At 67.8% G+C, this 16,326-nt stretch carries 17 protein-coding genes; 4 read left to right on the top strand and 13 right to left on the bottom strand.

Going from position 1 to position 16,326, the window contains the following annotated elements:
- Window positions 1-51: 51 nt before the first annotated feature.
- On the bottom strand, window positions 52-1,473 hold the full coding sequence (locus C441_RS13645; RefSeq protein WP_007275598.1) for a GntP family permease: 1,422 nt from the start codon (window positions 1,471-1,473) through the stop codon (window positions 52-54).
- Window positions 1,474-1,758: 285 nt separating this feature from the next.
- Here C441_RS13645 and purS point away from each other — a divergent pair, with 285 nt between their 5' ends.
- Both purS and purQ read left to right on the top strand, forming a co-directional pair.
- Window positions 1,759-2,010: a phosphoribosylformylglycinamidine synthase subunit PurS gene (purS, locus tag C441_RS13640; protein WP_004969187.1), complete on the top strand. Its 252-nt coding sequence runs from the start codon at window positions 1,759-1,761 to the stop codon at window positions 2,008-2,010.
- A gap of 1 nt (window position 2,011) precedes the next feature.
- On the top strand, window positions 2,012-2,686 hold the full coding sequence (purQ, locus tag C441_RS13635) for a phosphoribosylformylglycinamidine synthase I (protein ID WP_007275597.1): 675 nt from the start codon (window positions 2,012-2,014) through the stop codon (window positions 2,684-2,686).
- A 511-nt stretch (window positions 2,687-3,197) separates the two neighbouring features.
- Here purQ and C441_RS13630 read toward each other — a convergent pair.
- Together C441_RS13630 and C441_RS13625 are read right to left on the bottom strand one after the other, a co-directional pair.
- Complete coding sequence (locus C441_RS13630) at window positions 3,198-4,280, bottom strand: archaeosine biosynthesis radical SAM protein RaSEA (protein ID WP_007275596.1); 1,083 nt, start codon at window positions 4,278-4,280, stop codon at window positions 3,198-3,200.
- A 79-nt stretch (window positions 4,281-4,359) separates the two neighbouring features.
- Window positions 4,360-5,208 carry a DICT sensory domain-containing protein gene (locus tag C441_RS13625; RefSeq protein WP_007275595.1) on the bottom strand — a complete coding sequence of 283 codons (849 nt, stop codon included), beginning with the start codon at window positions 5,206-5,208 and terminating at the stop codon, window positions 4,360-4,362.
- A 131-nt stretch (window positions 5,209-5,339) separates the two neighbouring features.
- On the opposite strand from C441_RS13625, the gene C441_RS13620 reads away from it, so the two are divergent.
- A complete protein-coding gene (locus C441_RS13620; protein ID WP_007275594.1) occupies window positions 5,340-6,419 on the top strand; it encodes a hypothetical protein in 1,080 nt (359 codons plus the stop codon).
- A gap of 126 nt (window positions 6,420-6,545) precedes the next feature.
- Window positions 6,546-8,477 (top strand): aldehyde ferredoxin oxidoreductase family protein, encoded by a 1,932-nt coding sequence (locus C441_RS13615; RefSeq protein WP_007275593.1) that lies wholly within the window; start codon window positions 6,546-6,548, stop codon window positions 8,475-8,477.
- Window positions 8,478-8,534: 57 nt separating this feature from the next.
- On the opposite strand, the gene C441_RS13610 is transcribed toward C441_RS13615, so the two are convergent.
- The 10 genes from C441_RS13610 to C441_RS13565 form a co-directional block, all read right to left on the bottom strand.
- Window positions 8,535-9,251, bottom strand: a complete 717-nt coding sequence (locus tag C441_RS13610; protein WP_007275592.1) for a hypothetical protein — start codon at window positions 9,249-9,251, stop codon at window positions 8,535-8,537.
- 57 nt (window positions 9,252-9,308) lie between these two features.
- Window positions 9,309-9,647, bottom strand: coding sequence for an AzlD domain-containing protein (locus C441_RS13605; protein ID WP_007275591.1), 339 nt, complete (start codon window positions 9,645-9,647; stop codon window positions 9,309-9,311).
- Window positions 9,648-10,343: an AzlC family ABC transporter permease gene (locus C441_RS13600; RefSeq protein WP_007275590.1), complete on the bottom strand. Its 696-nt coding sequence runs from the start codon at window positions 10,341-10,343 to the stop codon at window positions 9,648-9,650.
- Window positions 10,344-10,409: 66 nt separating this feature from the next.
- Window positions 10,410-10,850 carry a hypothetical protein gene (locus C441_RS13595; protein ID WP_007275589.1) on the bottom strand — a complete coding sequence of 147 codons (441 nt, stop codon included), beginning with the start codon at window positions 10,848-10,850 and terminating at the stop codon, window positions 10,410-10,412.
- Window positions 10,847-11,104 carry a hypothetical protein gene (locus C441_RS13590; RefSeq protein ID WP_007275588.1) on the bottom strand — a complete coding sequence of 86 codons (258 nt, stop codon included), beginning with the start codon at window positions 11,102-11,104 and terminating at the stop codon, window positions 10,847-10,849. The genes C441_RS13595 and C441_RS13590 overlap by 4 nt, the downstream gene beginning before the upstream one ends.
- Window position 11,105: 1 nt before the next feature.
- On the bottom strand, window positions 11,106-11,384 hold the full coding sequence (samp3, locus tag C441_RS13585) for a ubiquitin-like modifier protein SAMP3 (RefSeq protein ID WP_004969175.1): 279 nt from the start codon (window positions 11,382-11,384) through the stop codon (window positions 11,106-11,108).
- Window positions 11,385-11,660: 276 nt separating this feature from the next.
- Window positions 11,661-11,960: a HalOD1 output domain-containing protein gene (locus C441_RS13580; protein WP_161618823.1), complete on the bottom strand. Its 300-nt coding sequence runs from the start codon at window positions 11,958-11,960 to the stop codon at window positions 11,661-11,663.
- Window positions 11,961-12,287: 327 nt separating this feature from the next.
- Window positions 12,288-14,249 carry an archaea-specific SMC-related protein gene (locus tag C441_RS13575; protein ID WP_007275586.1) on the bottom strand — a complete coding sequence of 654 codons (1,962 nt, stop codon included), beginning with the start codon at window positions 14,247-14,249 and terminating at the stop codon, window positions 12,288-12,290.
- A 41-nt stretch (window positions 14,250-14,290) separates the two neighbouring features.
- On the bottom strand, window positions 14,291-14,935 hold the full coding sequence (gene rdfA, locus C441_RS13570) for a rod-determining factor RdfA (protein ID WP_007275585.1): 645 nt from the start codon (window positions 14,933-14,935) through the stop codon (window positions 14,291-14,293).
- 191 nt (window positions 14,936-15,126) lie between these two features.
- Window positions 15,127-16,134 (bottom strand): DUF1616 domain-containing protein, encoded by a 1,008-nt coding sequence (locus tag C441_RS13565; RefSeq protein ID WP_007275584.1) that lies wholly within the window; start codon window positions 16,132-16,134, stop codon window positions 15,127-15,129.
- Window positions 16,135-16,326 lie beyond the last annotated feature (192 nt).

The following is a 16,326-nucleotide window of genomic DNA, read 5'->3' as shown; positions in this document are numbered from 1 at the left end:
ACGACCGTGAATCACCGTCAAAAGGAAAAGCCGACGTGACGGTGAAATCGCCTACGCCAGCGGCAGTATCGACGAGACGATGAGGACGACGACGAGACCAGTCACGGAGATAATCGTCGTCAGCGCGGTCCACGTCTTCAGCGTCTCCATCTGCGTGAGCCCGCCGATTTCCTTGACGAGCCAGAAGCCGGAGTCGTTGTACCACGAGCAGATGTTGCCGCCCGCGCCGATGACCATCACCAGATACGCGGTGTGGACCGGAAGCTGGCCGGTGAGCGGGGCCATGATGCCGGCGGCCGTGAGCATCGCCGCGGTCGCGGAGCCCTGCGCGATGCGGACGATGGCGGCGATGAGCCACGCGGTCACGAGAAGCGGGATGCCGAAGCCTTCGAGGCCGTTGGCGAGGTAGGAGCCGATTCCCGAGGCCGCGAGGAGCGCGCCGAACGCGCCGCCCATCGCGGTGATGGCCGCGATGTTGCCGCCGCTTTTGAGCGCCTCGGTGAGTTCGTCCTCCCAGTCGGACCGCGAGAGGTCGGACCAGCGGTAGTACGTGTAGGCCGCGGCGAGCGCGGCGACCGTGAGCGCGACGTTCTTGTCGCCGATGAACGCGACGAACGGACGGTTGTCGACGACGAACGCGACGAACGGCCGGAGCGGTTCGGCCACCGTCACGCCTTCGAGGGCGTTGACGACGGTGAGCGACCCGACGAGCGCGACGGCGATGACGATGGGCGCGGTGGCTTCGAGGAAACTCGGCAGGGACGACACGTCGCGCTGGGCGCGCTCCTGCAGTTCCTCCGTGGTCGTCCCCATCGCGTCGCGGAGGGGGATGTCGACGTGGCGGTTAATCCAGCGGCCGTAGACGAGGCCGCCCATGGTGGCCGACGGGACGGCGACGGTGACGCCGATGAGCATCGTGGTGCCGATGTCCGCCCCGACTTCGCTGGCGACCGCAAGCGGGCCGGGCGTCGGCGGGACGAACACGTGGGCCGTCGCCGCGCCGGCCCCGACGACGACGAGGTACAGCGCGTAGTTGTCGCCCATTCGGGCGCGCATCGACCGCGCGAGGGGGGCCATGAGGTAGAACACGCTGTCGAAGAACACGGGGATGGCGAGCACCGTACTGCTCCCCCACAGCGCGATGTCGCTGTTACCCTTCCCGACGAGCGACTGGAAGGAACGAACGATTCGCTGGGCGGAGCCGCTTTCGAGCATCGACTTCCCGATGATGGCGGCCATCAGGATGGGAATCCCGATACCGGCCATCCCGTCGCCGAAGGCGCTCGCCGTCCGTGTCGCCGCGTCAGCGAGGGCGAAGTCGGGGACGAACGCCGCGTTGACGAGGCCGACCGCGAACGCGGCGATTGCCAACCCGACGAACGCCGGGAGGTCTAACACGACCAGTAGCAACACGACCAACGCGAGTCCGACGACGAACGTCAGGAGCGGACTCTGTGCGAATTCGATTGCCATGCGTGAGACTGCGTATCACTCATGGTATAAAAATGATTATCATATACCATGTATGTAATTATTATATTAAAAATTGAGCGAAATAATTTGTATAGTATGTATAACAAAGAATATGAATTCGAGCCGGGGGACTGACGCGGAGACTCGCCCGTCAGAGGCTCCGACGACGGCGATGTGGCGCGGTCTCCGGCGGCTTCGTCGCCGACCGGCGCACCGATACGCACATCTGTGTATATCAAACACGACCCAAAACCGTTTTTGCACATGACCGCGCATCGCCACCTGATGACCACTTACACCGCGACGGTGACGGTGCGCCTCAAGCGCGGCGTACTCGACCCGGAGGCGGAGACGACGAAGCGCGCGCTGGAACGACTCGGCTTCGAACTCGACGCGCTACGCTTCACCGAACGCTACGAGGTGGACCTCGACGCGGCCGACGCCGACGAGGCCGAGGCCCGCGCCGACGAGATGGCAGAACGCTTGCTGGCGAACCCGACCATCCACGACTACGAGGTCGCGGTCGCCGAGGCCTGAGATGATCGCAGTCGTGCAGTTCGGCGGCTCGAACTGCGACCGCGACGCCGTGCGCGCGCTGTCGGACCTCGGCTTCGAGGCCGAGCGCGTCTGGCACGAAGACCCCCTGCCCGAGGAGACGACGGGCATCGTCCTCCCCGGCGGCTTCTCGTACGGCGACTACCTGCGCGGCGGCGCGATGGCCGCCCGCTCGCCCATCATGAAATCGGTCCGCGAGGCGGCCGAAGATGGCGTTCCCGTCCTCGGCGTCTGCAACGGCGCACAGATCGGCTGTGAGTCCGGGCTCACCCCCGGCGCGTTCACGACGAACGCGAGCGCCCGCTTCCAGTGCGAACACGTCTACCTCCGCGTCGAGAACGCCGACACGCGCTGGACCGCGGCGTACGAGGAAGGCGAGGTCATCGAACTCCCCATCGCCCACGGCGAGGGTCGCTTCGAACTCGACGCCGAACGCTACGAGGAACTCGAAGCCGACGACCGGATTCTGTTCCGCTACTGCGACGAGGACGGCAACGTCACCGACGAGGCGAACCCCAACGGCTCGCTCGGGAACGTCGCGGGCGTCCTCGGCGACAGCGAGTCCGTCGCGGTGCTGATGCCGCACCCCGAGCGGGCGTCGCTCCCGCAACTCGGCAACACCGACGGTCGGGGCGTGCTGGCGGGCTTCGAGGGATAGGGGTATAAAAAAGACCGTCCGCCGCGGTGGCGGGCGGTACGGGGCCGGTTGGCGAACGTAGCGGCGTACACGATGAGCGATGTTGGAGTGTCGAGGTTTCGGCCCGCGTACCGCGTGCTATGGGGCGAGACCGCAGGGAGCGTCCGTGGCGATCCACGCCTCGGCGTTCTCCTCTTCGCGTATCTCGAACCACCCATCCGCGTAGTAGACGGTCTTGTACGTGTGTTTCGTCATGATGGCGGGCGGTTCGGATGGACACGTCCGAACCACCGAATATGACAACGGCTCACACCCTCTTTGATACGAATATCCTATCCAACGGTTAGGAGCCTGTTACTTTCGGATAGCACCCCCTAACGCGGTCGAATACGGGAAAACAACGCGAGATAGTGGACGAACGGTCGGAGATGCGGACGGGCGACGCCGCGGTTCCGGTTCTCGGTTCAGCGCGAGTGTGCGCCCGCGCGAAGGCGACATCGGCGGTGACGCTCAGTCGCGCGCCTCGGCGCGCTTACTTCACGAGCGGCATGTTGTAGCTCGTCTCGTTGTCGAGGACGAACTCCCACGTCGCCTCGCAGTCGCAGGACACCTGCTCGAAGACGCTCGGGTCCTGTCGGAGGTTGAAGTCTTTGACCGCCTTGAACACCAGTTCGTCGCAGTCGCCGCAGTTGTGCGCGCCGCGCTCTTGGCCGCCGCCGACGGGGTCGGAGACGACGATGGCGTCCACGTCGGCGGTCTCGCGGAGCGCCTCGGCGACCGACCAGAGCCACGGCGGGCGATAACCGCCGTTGAAGAACAGCTCGTCGACCATCGTGTAGCGCTGGACGTTCGTCGGGTTCATCGAGACGGTGTGGCAGTTGTCGACCGCCGCACACCGGCGGATGGAGGACTTCATGTCGTCGAGCGCCTCGGGCTCCGAGAGGAACGGCGGCTTCATCAGGAGGTACGCCTTGACGCCGCCGCCGGCCGCGGCGGCCTCCTCGCAGGCGTCCTCGAAGTCGGCGAAGTCGAAGTACTTGTTCACGCAGTCGTGGCGGACGCGGTCGGTGGCGGTTTCGAGGCCGACTGCCACGTCGGTTTCGAGGCCGCGGTCGGTGAAGTCGGCGAGCTTCTCTCGCGTGACGAAATCCGGAAGCGACTCGACGACCATGCGGTCGCGGTCGGCGAACGTCTCGGCGATGGCGTCGCGGGTCTCGGCGGGCACCTCGCGCTCGTCGAGGAACGAGCCGGAGGTGTAAATCTTGATGAGACCGGCTTTCTCGCCGTCGTCCATCTCCTCTGTCTCGTGGTCGAGACAGACCTGAATCTGGTCCATCAGCGCCTCGTGGGCGACGGTTCCGCCCTCGACTGACTCGGCGACGTAGCCGCACATCGTACAGCCGCCGGCGCGCGCCCACCGACAGCCGCCGGTGTTGAGGATAATCGTCAGCGAGTCGTAGACGCCGTCGGGCGTGTTGTCCTCGTCTATCCACACCCGGGTCGGCTCGTGGGGGTCGTAGGTCTTCTGCTTCCGCGAACGGATGTCGCGCATCACCTTGTTGTGCGCGTCCATCCCGCGTCCCCGCTCGTAGACCTCGGGGCTCGGCTTACTCATTGGATACCCGTATCGGACGGGTGCGTAAAGCGGCTTCGTCTGGGTTCGGCTGGCGGCGGTCGCCGGCCTGTCCCGCCGATCACATGTTCCGCGAGATGTAGCGGTCGATGTCGGCGACGAGCGACGGGCGGAACGTCCAGTAGCCCTCCCAGCGCTTCGGTTCGGTCTCCAAGGCGAGGAGGGCGACGGGCTGGCCCGGCGTCGCGCCGTCGATACCCCGCCCGTCGTCCGGGGCCGCCTCGTCGGTCCCACCGTCCGACTCGATCGATTCGCCCGGACCGCCCTCCGGCGGCGTGTAGACGACGAACCACGAGTCGTAGAACTCGTCCGTGTAGCCGCCGTGGGTCAGGAGGTCGGAGTTCGACGGCGGCGTCCAGTCCGGAATCCCGTAGACGTGGGTCTGCACGTCGGTCGACGCGACCTTCTGGTAAACCGCCCGCGTCCCGCGCTCGTCTTTGATTCGGGAGAGCCGCTGGAACGACGACCGGAGCCTGCCGTCGCCGGCGCGCCACGCGTGGCGCTCGATGTACCGCGAAATCGCCACGAGGAGCAGTTTCTCCTTGTCGGACTCGGGATAGCCGCGGAGGGAGAACGGCACGTCGTCGAGCCGCGTGAGCACCGACGGAAGCTCGAACTCGTCGAGTTTCGTCTGCCCCGTCTTGTAGAGGTCGGAGTTCACGAGGAGGACGGTGTTCATCACGTCCTCCAGCGACGAGGTCGCGACGACCTCGCGGCCCTCGGTCGTCCCCTCGGAGAGCACGACCACGTCGTCGCCGCGGGCGTCGTCGGACAGTTCGTCGACGCTGACCGGCTGGTCGACGAACGTGGTTTCGAGCATCCGCAGGACGGGGTCGGGCGCCGAGCGATTGACCACCGAGAGCGACCGACTCGCGGTGTCAATCGCGCCGAGAAAACTGTCGAGTCCCATCTGTTCGTGAACACGACTGACCGCCGACGAAATAGCTGTTTTGGAGGTCGGAGCCGCGACGGCGGAACGTCGCGGTCGCGGGGGCGGCCGCCGCGACAGACGTTCATATGCGTCGCGCCCGTAGGTGCGGTATGGAGCGCCGCACGCTCCTCTCGCTTCTCGCGGGCGGCGTCGCCGGACTCGCCGGGTGCGGGACGCCGGACGGAGAGACGGAGACGCCGACCCCCGAGGAGGGGACCGACGAGCCGACCGCGACGCCGACGCCTGAAGCGCGCGTAGAGCGGTCGCTGGCGCTCTGGAACCCGACGCCGAACCCCGTGTTCACGACCGTCGTCGGCGTCCGCGGGGACCTCGACGTGTTCTTCGAGAACCGCGACCTCTTGCCCGGTGAGCGCGCCGCACTGTCGGTTTCGGTGCCGACCGGAGAGACGGCGGTGCTCGTCGAGACGGACTCCGGCCTGCGGGCCCGGTCGAGATGGGTTGTCGACGCGGCGTTCGAGGGGCTGGAGGTCGTCCTCGGTCGAGACGGCGCGGCGTTCTGGCGGACCGTCTCGTGCGACGCGCGGGGGGAGTGTTCGCTCGCGGCGGCGACCCTGGACGACGGACCGCGAATCGACCTCCCGCTCGTCGGCGACGGCTCCGCCCGGTGGTACGCGCCCGCTGGCGTCGTCGTGGAGAACTCCGGCCCCGAGACGACCGCGCGGCTCCGCATCGACCTCGGCGATACGGGGCTCGTCGACCGGGCGTACCGCGTCCCCACGGGAGCGCGGCTGTCGGTGCCAGTGACGTACCGAAGCGGGAGCTACCGCGTCGAAGTCGAGACCGACGACCGACGCGTCGAGACGACGTGGTCGGTGCCGGACCAGCCGACGACGTACGTCGACGTATCGAGCGGGGCGACCGGCTGTGGCCCGGCGAACACGACGCTCACGGTCGCCAACCGCGACGACGAACCGCACCGGCTCTCGCTCCGGGTCGACGCCGCGGGCGGCGGCGAGTCGTTCGACCGCGTGCTCGCGCTCGACCCCGGCGAGGTCCGCGAACTCGTCCCCGTGACGACCTCCGGGGGCCACGCCGTTTCGGCGAGCCTCGAAACCGGCACGGCAACCTCGGGAACGTGGTGGTCCTGTCCGCCGCGGGGCCCCGCGAGCGTCGTCGTCGACGCCACCGGAGCCGTCTCGCTTCTGGCGGCCGGTCCGCAACCGGGATGAGTCGCACGGATTGCCGCAATCCCGAGACAGTCCGGCGTCGGTTCGCGTCGGCGTAACCGCGAGCGGTTACACCGAGGTGGGAATCACTAACCCGACAGCGACCGTATATAACTAACGAGGATTACAATGACTGAACTCGGTGGTTATCACGACAAGGTCGCTCGGGTGGACCTGTCGTCAGGCGACATCGCGTACGAGGGAATCGACGACGAGGACGCAAAAAAGTACATCGGGGCCCGCGGCCTCGGCGTGAAGTACGTCTTCGACCAGGGACCGGACGTGGACCCGCTGGGACCGGACAACCTCCTCGCGTTCATGACCGGCCCGCTCACCGGCACACAGACCGTGATGAGCGGTCGAATCGCGGTCGTGACGAAATCCCCGCTCACGGGGACCGTCACTGACTCGCACCACGGCGGCTGGAGCGGCGCGCGACTCAAGTGGTCCGGCTTCGACGGCCTGTTGTTCACGGGGAAGGCCGAACGGCCGAGCTACGCCGTCGTCGAGGACGGCGAACTGACGCTCCACGACGCCGAACACCTCTGGGGCAAGGGCGTCCACGAGACCATCGAGGAGCTCGAAGGCGAGGTCGACGGAAGCCTCGGCAAGAACCTCTCGATAATGGCCATCGGCCCCGGCGGCGAAAACGAGGTCAGATACGGCTGTATCATCAACGAGGACGACCGCGCGTCCGGCCGCGGCGGCACGGGGGCGGTCATGGGGTCGAAGAACCTCAAGGCAGTCGTCGTGAAGTCCGGCACGCGGATGCCGAAGCCCGCCGACGCCGACACGTTCAAACAGGGCTACCAGCAGGCGATGCAACTCATCCGCGAGTCCGAGGTCACCGCGCCCAACGAAGGCGGCCTGTCGCTGTACGGGACGAACGTCCTGATGAACGCGGGCGAGGAGCTCGACGGCCTCCCGACGAAAAACGGGAAGTACACCTCGACGTCGGCGATGCGAGACGCCGAGGGTGTCGACATCGACTCCGAGCGCGTCTCCGGCGAGAACGTCCGCGAGAACATCCTCGTCGACGAGCCGACGTGTCACTCCTGCCCGGTCGCCTGTAAGAAGGAAGTCGAGGTGTCGGTGATGCACAAAGGCGAGGAGCTGAACGTCCGCGGCGAGTCCTACGAGTACGAGTCCGCCTACGCGCTGGGCCCGAACTCCGGACACACCGAGCGCGACGAAATCGCCGTCATGATCGACCGCTGTAACGACATGGGCGTCGACACCATCGAGATGGGGAACATGATGGCGATGGCCATGGAGATGTCCGAACAGGGCAAGCTCGACGACCTGAGTGAACAGCTCAACTGGGGCGACACCGAACGCATGATCGACCTCATCACCGAGGTCGCCAACCGCGACGGCGACCTCGCCGACGCCCTCGCGGAGGGCGCAAACGGCCTCGCCGAGCGCTTCGACGCCTACGACAACTCGCTGGCCGTCAAGGGCCAGACCATCGCGGCGTACGACCCGCGCTGTATGAAGGGCATGGGCATCGGCTACGCCACCTCGAACCGCGGCGCGTGTCACCTCCGCGGCTACACGCCGTCCGCCGAGATTCTCGGCATCCCGGAGAAGCACGACCCCCACGAGTGGCGCGGGAAGGGCGAACTCGTGGCGCTGTTCCAGGACATGCACGCCATCTCGGACTCGTTCGACATCTGCAAGTTCAACGCGTTCGCGGAGGGCATCGAGGAGTACGTCCTGCAGTACAACGGCATGACCGGCCGCGACGTGACCGAAGAGGAACTGCTCGAAACCGGCGACCGCATCTACACGTTAGAGCGGTACTACAACAACCTCGCCGGCTTCGACGGCGCCGACGACTCGCTTCCGGGACGCTTCGTCGAGGGCGACGAGGCGATTCCGGGGCAGGGCGCGTCCGAGGGTCAGCTGTGCGAACTCGACGAGATGAAAGAGGAGTACTACGCCCGCCGCCAGTGGGTCGACGGCGTCGTCCCCGACGAGCGCCTCGACGAACTCGGCATCGACATCGGCCCCGGCACGGGCGTCTCCCGCGGCGACTCGCCGGCACCCGCCGACGACTGAGCCGACCTCCAAGCCGGCTCCCGGTTCGGTCGCGGTCGGCTCCCGCGCGAATCCGAATCACGCTTTTTTCGACCGATTGCGAACCGCGGAGACGAGTCTATCGACGAGCGACGCCGTCGCCCCGCCGAGGCCGCCGAAGACGACGCCGAACACGAGCCCGGAGAACGCGCCCCAAAGCGGGAGGCCGACCGAGTCGCCGTCGAGGTCGGTCGGATGGAACCCGGTCGAACCGACGCGGACGAACCCCTCCGCGTTCGGGGGAACGTCGCCGAGGCCGACGCGGGCGACGACCGCGGCGACGGCGACCCCGGCGGCGAAGCCGAAGGCGACGGACGACCCCGTGACGAACCCCTCGGCGGGGCGTCGTGACCACGCCGTGAGGCGCGCCGTGACGAAGCCGGCGAGGAAGACGCAGGCGGGCGGGAGCGCGCCCAGCCAGTACCACGAGTCGGCGGGACCGTCGAGTCCATCGACGAGGTTCCGGAGGACGACCGCGCGGCCGGGGCCGGTCGTCTCGACGAGGCGGACGGGCAGGCCCATCGCGCCGCCGAACGTCCAGACGGGCACGAAGGGGACCGGCACGGACTTTCCGCCGGTCATCTCGGTCGCGGCGTCGAGCGTGGAAAACGAGCCGTCGGTGGCGAGGGCGAGCCAGCCTGCGACCGCGAGCGTACCGACGACGAACGCGGCGACGCCGGCGGCGACCCCGGTCGGGAGGAGCGCGCGACCCTCGTCGCGGGGGAGCGAGTAGAGACGCGGGGGCGGGGAGGGCATGCGTGCGGTCGTGGTCGCCGCCGACCCGAATAGCTTGGGGGCGTGGGGGTCGTCCGGTCAGACGACGAACCGGAGGACCCACAGCGCGCCCATGCCGACGAGGATGGTGGCGAGCACGCGCTCGGTGTACCACGCGGCGAGCGCGGCCAACGCGCCGGCGACGAGTTTCTCGTTGCCGACGGAGACCGCGAGGTCGCCGGCGGGCGCGAGGAGCGCGGGGAAGACGAGCGCCGCGAACACGGCCGCGGGGACGTACTCCAGCGCCGACTCGACCGCCGGCGGCACGTCGTCGATACGGCCGAACAGGTAGATAAACGAGCCGCGGATGGCGAACGTGAGGACGCCCGCGAGGACGATGACGAGCCAGACGGTCGCCGAGTCGTAGCCGGTCGGCATTCAGGCGTCGCCTCCGAGGGATTCGACGCCGAGGCCGCCGAGGACGCCGACGACGGCCGCGACGATGATGTCGAGGTGGAAGGGGACGCCCGCGACGACGACGCCGGTGGCGACGAGGCCGCCGACCAGACACGACGCGCCGGACGCGCGGTCCTTCAGCGTGGGGACGAGCAGGGCGAGAAAGACCAGCGGCGCGGCGAAGTCGAAGCCCCACTCCGGCGGGAGGCCGGAGCCGAGGAGCGCGCCGGCGACGGTCGTCACCTGCCAGACGAGCCACAGCGACGCGCCCGCGCCGACGTAGTACGCGAAGCGGTCGGTCTCGCCGTCGCGGCCGTAGCGGGCGATAGAGACCGCGTAGGCCTGGTCGGTCAGGAGGTACGACGCGAGCGCCTTCGCCCGGGCGGTCAGGTCGCGGAAGTAGGGCGCGATGGAGGCCGAGTACATCATCGTCCGGAGGTTGATGACGACGGCCGTGCCGACGACGATGGCAAGCGGCGCGTCCGCGCCGAGGAGTTCTATCATGGCGAGTTGCGACGCGCCGGCGAAGACGAGACTGGAGAAGCCGAGGGCGTGCGCGACCGACAGCCCCTGTTCGACGGCCGCGACTCCGGCGACGAGGCCGAACGGCGCGATGCCGAGTTGGAGCGGCCCCGCGGCCCGGACGCCGTCGAGGAGGTCGGAGGAAACGGTTGGCATCTGTCGGTAGCACGGCGTCGCCCCCGAAATAGGCGTCTATCGTCGGGCGGATTGCCGGCTTTTTCCCTACCGACTGACGACGGCGACCTCGCGGATTTCGAGCGCCGTCTCGAACTCGTCGCGGCGGTCGGCGTCCGCGCCGACGCGCCGGAGGTGTTCGGCGTGCGCCCGGCGGACGGCGTCGACCTCGCGGTGCGAGAAGTCGAGGTCGAGTCCCTTCGTGTCCCAGTGGCCCAGCGGGACGAGAAACACCGCCGTCTCGTCGTCCTCGTGGACGCACTCGAACCCCTGTGCGTACTCGCCGGCCCGCCCGTCGAGATACGCCTGCGCCCGGTCGAGCAACCGCGGCAGACTGCTGGCGGGAACGCTCGCCTTCGCGGCCGCGAGCATGATGGCCGTGCCGTCGATAGCACCGCCGTGGGGCCCGCCGTCGTCGCCGTCCGGCGCGAGGCGCTCGCTGAGTCGTTCGCGCCCGGGTCGCCGGTCGCCGTCTGCCCCCACGGTCATCCCCCCGCGCGCATCGCCTTCCGCGCGAACCGCTCGACGAGGTCGTCGAGCGTCGCCTCGTCGCCCTCGAACGACAGTTGCACCTCGGTGAGTTGGATACTGCTCGTTATCGTGACCTCCTCGGTCTCGATGTCGACGGTCCAGTCGGGACCGACCACGCGGCCGTCGCCGTCGGCCTCGCCGCCGAGGCCTTCGAGGTACTGAATCGCGAGGCGGGGCGAGATGCCGCGGAACGCCCGCTGTCGGCGCGCCACGTCAGCCCCCCGCGACCGGCGGGAAGACGCTCACGGCGTCCCCGTCGTCGAGCGTCGTGGCCATCCCGTCGAGGTGAACCACCTCGCGCCCGTTTCTCAGCACGTTCACGTGCGGTTTGACCTCGCCGTCTTCGATGAGTCGCCCGGCGAGGCCGTCGTACTCCGCTTCCAGCGACCGGAGGACGTCGCCGACCGTCGCGTCGTCGTCGACCCGCCAAGAGATGGACTTCTGGCCGACCACCTCTCGAAACGTCGCAAAGAAGCGTAATTCGAGTTCCATACCCCTTGTCGGCGTCCCCGAGACAAAAAGGTACGTCGCGGCGGGGGCGCAGAGGAGTCCGACCCCCGTTATCGTGGACAGTAATTCAAATAAACTGCAAATATACCGTCTGAACGTTCTCAACCAATTAAGTCGATGGAGCGTCCAGACAGTCCGTTCGACCGAGCCTCCCAATCGGTTTTCGGTACCGATTCTCGCAGGTCGGTACGGCGCGGGCCGAGTGGTCCGTCCGCGACGGTCGACCCGCCCCGATGTCGTGCCGAGCGACTCGGCGGGTTACCGACCCGCGTCGCGGACTTCGATGCGGCCGACGGACTCGACGGTGACGACGAGGTCGGCGTAGTCGAATTCCAGCGACGCACCCGATACGCGCGGCGCACCGGGCTCTTCGCGGCCGAATAGGGCGTCGAGGGCGTCGGTGTCGACGTGCTCTGTGAGCGGCGGCAGGTCCGCGTCACGGCGGGTGTGTTTGTCCACGGCCGCGGCGACCGCTTCAGAGACGGGCTGGGTGCGCTCGCAGTCGTACCAGACCCGTGTCGGTTCGAACTCGTCTCGGAGCTGTGTGTCAGATGTGATGATGGCTTCGTCCCCCCGATATCGTCCGTTCGATATGTCGTCCCAATCTGTTATATTTCTTGCGTACTATCGGTATGTGCCTTTGATAGTGCCAAAATAATGCAAGACTATCGTGGTTGAGATGGGCTGTGAAACGTCCGCTGGGGCGACGCATCGGGCTGTCGGAGCGAGGCGGCAGTCGAAACAGTCCAAACGACAGACAGGAGAGTGAGACGCCGAACGTCCGACGGAGCCGAGCGAGAGTCAGCCGGAACGAACGAAACGGAGACGCGAGAAGGCGACTGTCGTCGCGAAGTGACGCGGGCAGGTCAGGGTAGGCCGGGGCAGTCAGGCGGTCGGCGTCACGTCGGTGCCCCACGTGACGCGCCGGTACGACGCGTCGAGGGCCTGGGCGTCCTCCGGGAGGAGCGCCGCGACGAGGAACGTCGAGTACTGCTCGAAGTGGTCGACGAGCGCGGCGATGCGCTCGGCGTCGATGGCCTCGACCGAATCGAGGAGCATGAACGGGACGGTCTCGTACACCTCGTGGACGAGATAGCCCGCGAGGGCGAACACGAGGCCGACGACCTCGCGCTCGCTCTCGCTGAGGTGGTCGATGGAGTCTTCGTACACCGCGCCGGAGTCCGACGCGCGGACGATGTGGAGTTCGAACTGGGTCTTGTCGACCTTGCGACGGCCCTCGCGGACCCGGCGTTCGACCCGCTCCAGCCAGACGCGCTCGATGTTGTCGTAGCCGAGGAGGCCGAGCACCGTCTCCATCTCCTCGTTGAACGCCTCGACCGCCGCGGTCGTGAGCGAGCGGATTCGGGTCCGCGCGGCTTCGAGTTCTTCTTCGACCTGCGCGCGTTCGGTTTCGAGTTTCTCGCGCTCGTCGAACCGGGCGTCGAGCGCGTCGAGGTCGTCGTGGACGGACGCGAGTTCGTCGCGCTTCCGGTCGAGCGCGAACTCGGCCTCGTTGAGCTCCTTGTGGAGTTCGATGAGGTCCCCTTCGGCCTGTCCGCGGAGGTCCGACGCGTCGGCTTCGAGCGCTTCGACCCGCTCGGCGAGCCCCTCGCGGCGCTCGGTCAGCGACGCTATCTGCCCGGTGCGGCGGTCGAGTTCGTCTTCGAGTCGCCGGAGTTTGTCGCGGAGGCTCCGGCGGTCGCGTTCGGCCCGTTCGGCGGCCCGCATCGACCGTTCGAGCTCGTCGAGTTCGCGGCGGAGGTCGACGCGCTCCTCGCGTTTCTCGTCTCTGACCTCGCGGAGGCGGTCGGTCGTCTCCCGAATCTGGTCGCGGCCGACCTCGGTGCCGCAGGTCCAGCAGGTGGTCGTCTCCGACGAGACGAGCCGGTCGGTCACCGAGCCGTCGCCGCCGACCGCCCCCAGCGAGTCCTCGACGAGGTCGGTCTTCCCGTCGAGCACGTCCTCCGTGTACTGGACGACGGTCTGGAGCTCCGAAATCGTCGAGTTGAGCGATTCGATGCGCGACCGAATCGAGTCGATGCGGTCGTTCGCCTCGCCGGGGTCGACGGCCTCGCCGTCGAACGAATCGAGCTCAGACTGGAGCTCGCCGCGCTCCTCGCGGAGCGATTCGACGCTCTCGCGCTCGCTCTGCAGGCGGAAGCGGACGGTTTCGAGGTCCGACCGCGCCGACTGGAGGTCGGACAGCACCTCGTCTAACGCCGCCTGATTCTCGCGTTGGGACTCGACCGTCCGGTCTTCGGCCTCGATTTCTGCGTCGAGTTCGTCGCGCTCGGCTTCGAGTTCCTCGATTTCGGCTTCGAGGGCGTCGCGTTTCGATTCGAACGACCGCCGGTCGGCTTCGAGCGAGTCGAGCGAGTCGAGTCGGCGCTCGACCTGCGTGCGTCGGCTCTGCAGGCGCTCGATTTCGGCCTCGATGGCGTCGGTGTCGACCGGGGCCATGATGACGTCGTGGAGGTCGCGCTCCGCGACGACCGCCCGCCGCGCCTCGTTCGAGCCGAGGAGGAACGCAAAGCGGTCCGCGGTCGTCGTGTCTCGGAGGTACGGCGTCCCGTCGGTCGAGACCGTCCCGTTCTCGCGCGAGAGGATGCGGGTGTACGTCCGGCCGTCGAGTTCGAGTTCGACGATCCCCTCGTCGGCGTCGCCCTTGAGACTGACCGCGTCGCTCCCGCACGCCCCCATGAGCGCGCGCAAGAAGGACGTTCGGTTCGTCGCGTTGCGGCCGGTGAGCACGGTGACGCCGGGGTCGAGCCTGACGCTCCGCTCGTCGATGCCGCCGATGTTTCGTATGTGGACAGTCGCCGCCTGAAGTGCCTCTGAATCGTTCATGTGTCGGATGTGGATGTGGATGTGTGAGAGCGCCCGAACCGCTACTCGTCTCCGTCGTGGTCGCAGTCGCAGTGCCCGGAAGAGAGAAGCGCCGTCGGGGTCATTCGCGTGTCGCAGTCTGTGCAGGTGACTCTGATGTCGACTTCGACCTCGTACGCGCCGATGAAGACCGCCTCGGCCTTCACCAGTCGGTCGATGACGTCGATGGTCACGGTGCGAAGTCGGGACCGGAGCTTTCGAATCGTCGCGAGTCCCGACTCGGTCGCGTCCGTCCCGTCGTCGTCGTCGTCGCGCTCGACGTTTCGGTGTCGCTTGAGGTAGTTGTACACCGACTGGTAGGAGATGATGTCGGCCTCTAACTGCTCGACATCGACGCCGCGCTCGCGGAGCGTGTTCCGCGCGTCGGTGCGGCTTCCCGCGGTCACGTCGTCGCTCGTCAGGAGTCGGTGGAAGTTCTCCGCCTCGCCATCGAGGACGTGCGCGCCGGCCTCGTCGAGGGCGGCCCGGATGAGTCGCTTGTTCACGTCGCCCTCCAGTTCGCGGAGGCTCCGTCGCGGTCGACCCTCGCCGAGCCACGCGGCGACGAGGTCGTCGCCGAGGCCGTCGAGTCCGTATCGGTCCGCGATGCGTTCTATCTTCGGACCTCGGCCGCCGCGGCGGGATACCGTCCTTCCAGAGTCTCGCATTGTGACTTCGCTGTCGCAAGCTTAGCGTGCAACACCCTAAGCGTTACTCATGGTTTATCAGAGATGATAAAACTAGAACACAAGCGGTTTACACGAGCTACGCGACGGTTCTCACAGATTCCGGGGAGGTTCCGAGAAACGTCAGCGGACTGGTCGGCCACGCGCCGCCCGACCGCGGTCGGGTTCGGCCGTCAGCTCTCGCGAACTGTCACCCAGAGGTGGACCTCGCGGTAGGCGTTGTCGACCGTCGGCGACGCCGGCGGCGCGCCCTCGTAGAGGAGGTACGTCAGTCGCAGGCGCTCGCCCGTCATCGTCGGGCGGACCTCGTGTGGCTCGTGCCACGTCTCGTTGTGTTCGAGCCGGGGGGTGAACGTCCGGAGCCGCTCGGACTCCAGGACGGTCGTCGAGTTGTTCGACACCTCGACGCGCTGGAGCACCGCGACGACGGTGTAGTTCACCGGCCGGTGTTCTCGATTGCCGACGCCGAGGACGAGCGACGCCGGCTCGCCACGGACGAGTTCCTCCGGGTAGTTGTCGGCGGTGAGTTCGTCGTTCCCGTCTTCGGTCAGGAGGTACAGTTCGGTGAACGACTCGCCGTCTTTCGGCACCGCCACCGCGTAGCCGACGCTGGCGGTCGCGAGCACCACGCTCACCACGAGGACGACGTTCAGCATCGCGTCGGTCCGCGACGCCGGCTCGAACAGCTCGTCGCGCGCGGCGGCGAACCACCGCTGATAGGGCACCACCAGTCGCTCGCCTTCGGGGAGCGCCGACCGCCGGCTCGCCGCGAACGCCGTCGCGACGAGCGTGAAGCCGCTCACGACGACGAGGATGGGGGCGAGCCGTATCCCCCACGGCGTGAAGTTGAGGACGAGGCCGAGAAGCGGGACGACAGCGATGCTCGTCCCGAACGACAGCGCCACCCGCTCGATGCCGTCGATACCCGATATCCGGTCGTGGTCCTCGGGGGCGTCTATCGGCGGGCCGCGCTCGGGGAACAGCGCCGCGATGAGCGCGTAGCCGGGGATGAAAAGCACGAACGGCAGACCGACGACGACCCGAAGCGGCGTCCCCGCCAGTCCGGGCGTGAGCGTCGCGACGAGCGTGAGCGCGACCCCCGCGACGACGACCGCGAGGTCGGCCGGGAGGTCGCGGACGGGTCCGGGGAGGAACAACCGCCAGTCTTGGCGCGGCGACATCTACCCGAGGTGGGAGACACGAACACAAAAATCATTTGTCAGCCGCGGGTTCCGGCGGCGCTACTCGACCGCGCCGACGGCTTCCGAGGAGTCCGTACCGTCGCCCGAATCGAGCGGTTCGGTCGCGCCGGACCCGACCGGGGCGGCGAGCGAGCGGGCCGTCTCGACCAGTTCGGCGGCGTCTTCGTCGCT

It is taken from the genome of Haloferax sulfurifontis ATCC BAA-897 (assembly GCF_000337835.1).
Lineage (GTDB): Archaea > Halobacteriota > Halobacteria > Halobacteriales > Haloferacaceae > Haloferax > Haloferax denitrificans.
This window is presented reverse-complemented; position numbering and strand designations above follow the sequence as displayed.